This window comes from Candidatus Hakubella thermalkaliphila (genome assembly GCF_013281975.1).
Lineage (GTDB): Bacteria > Actinomycetota > Humimicrobiia > Hakubellales > Hakubellaceae > Hakubella > Hakubella thermalkaliphila.
In genome coordinates this window covers 1-1,688 of sequence record NZ_BLRZ01000217.1, presented here as the reverse complement: position 1 = coordinate 1,688, position 1,688 = coordinate 1, and the positions used below count along the sequence as shown (strand labels likewise).

General features: G+C 45.0%; 3 protein-coding genes. All 3 read right to left on the bottom strand.

Going from position 1 to position 1,688, the window contains the following annotated elements; translation table 11 throughout:
- Positions 1-658: precorrin-4 C(11)-methyltransferase (gene cobM / locus HW443_RS11030; RefSeq protein WP_176238205.1), on the bottom strand; the 658-nt coding region annotated here is incomplete at its 3' end.
- Between the two features lie 5 nt (positions 659-663).
- Positions 664-1,413 carry a precorrin-2 C(20)-methyltransferase gene (cobI, locus tag HW443_RS11025; protein WP_176231954.1) on the bottom strand — a complete coding sequence of 250 codons (750 nt, stop codon included), beginning with the start codon at positions 1,411-1,413 and terminating at the stop codon, positions 664-666.
- Positions 1,377-1,688: cobalt-precorrin-7 (C(5))-methyltransferase (locus tag HW443_RS11020; RefSeq protein WP_176238204.1), on the bottom strand; the 312-nt coding region annotated here is incomplete at its 5' end. The genes HW443_RS11020 and cobI, both read right to left, overlap by 37 nt.

Genomic DNA, 1,688 nt, shown 5'->3' with positions numbered 1-1,688 from the left:
CCTGGCTCTTGATTCCCGCATCCTTAACCTTAGCCGCAATATCGTGCAAACATCCTATAACCTTTTTCTCATGCGGCCAGGATGCCTTCTCTACCACCGCTACCGGGGTAGCTAAGCCATAGCCTGCTTTCAGACTCTCCACCACTCGATCTATCTCCTGGACACTTAAAAAGATCACCATGGTAGATCCAATTTTGGCTAACTCTCCCAAATCCTCATTTTTCGGAACCTCTGTCCGGCCGGAAATTCTGGTCAAAATCACTGTCTGGCTGACACCTGGCAAAGTGAGCTCCTGTTTCAGGCTGGCGCAAGCAGCGGCGAAGGAACTTACTCCAGGGATAACTTCATAGTCTATTTTCTCATCCTCACACCAATCCATCTGCTCTTGAGTCGCACCGTAGATAGACGGGTCGCCACTATGAATCCTGGCAATTACTTTATCCGTAGATTTTGCCTCTCGGAGTAACTTAAAGATATCATCAAGGGTCATCCTCGCGGAATCATAAATTTTAGCCCCCTTTTTGGCCAATTTGAGAATATCTTTATTAGTTAAAGACCCGGCATAAATGATAATGTCCGCTTTTTCTATTACTTTCTTAGCCTTAAGAGTTAAGAGTTCTGGATCACCCGGTCCAGCACCAATAAAATAAACCTTCATTTTCTTTAAGCCTTTTCCTCCTGCCGGCACTTTACGATGATAACCGAAAGGTACCCTAATTCCTTTCCCGATAATATGGAGAGGTCTCTTTCGATATATTCATTGGGGCATCCCGCATGGCTAATCAAAACTGCATTCTTTATCAAGTTTAGTTCATCTAAGAGTCTCACTACTCTCTCTAGCTTCGATCCTACTTTCATCAAAACTACGGTATCGAATTCCTTAAAGGTCTCTCGTAAAGGCCTGAGATCATCCGTTACGGGAAGGATGGCCAATCTTTCTTCCCCCTCTACCAATGGAATCTGGGCTAAAGATGCGGCAGCATTAAAAGCGCTTATCCCTGGTATAGTCTCCACCTCTATATCAGGGAAGTTCTGGCGTAGAGTTTTAAGCACATAGATATAAGTGCTGTAAATAAAGGGATCTCCTATGGTCACAAAAGCTACTGTCTTTCCTATCCATACTTCTTCCGCAATTCTACCGGCCGCCTTTTTCCAGTAACTGCCCAGTATCTTTTCATCTTTGGCCATCGGGAAAATCAGTTCCACGAAATTCCACGGGCCTGCTGTAGCCGCCTCCACTATGGAGCGAGCCCTGGAGTTCCCCTCTCTATCTGCCTTAGGAACAAAGATCACATCCACTTTCTCCAAAATCTCTTTCGCCTTCAGGGTAAGTAACTTCGGATCTCCTGGACCCAGACCAACCCCATAAAATTTTCCTATCGTTCCAGGTCCTCTTCTATTATCATCACGCATAGCCCAAATCCTCTCATCTGGCTTAAGGTTTCAAGGTTAGTATCGACTATTTTTTCATCGGGATAGGTAAGATTCTCGCAAACAACCACTCTTCTATTCTCCACGTCATTCTCAAGTAAGCAGGAAGCTATTTGGGATGGAGGAAAATTTGAGTCAGTAAATAAGGCTATCTTTCCATGGGCCTTAACTTCTGTTACCAGATTGTCAACCTTTCGACCATGGAGGCTGATGATTTTAGCATCCTGCCAGACCTCACCTATCCTGGCAAAGGCCAC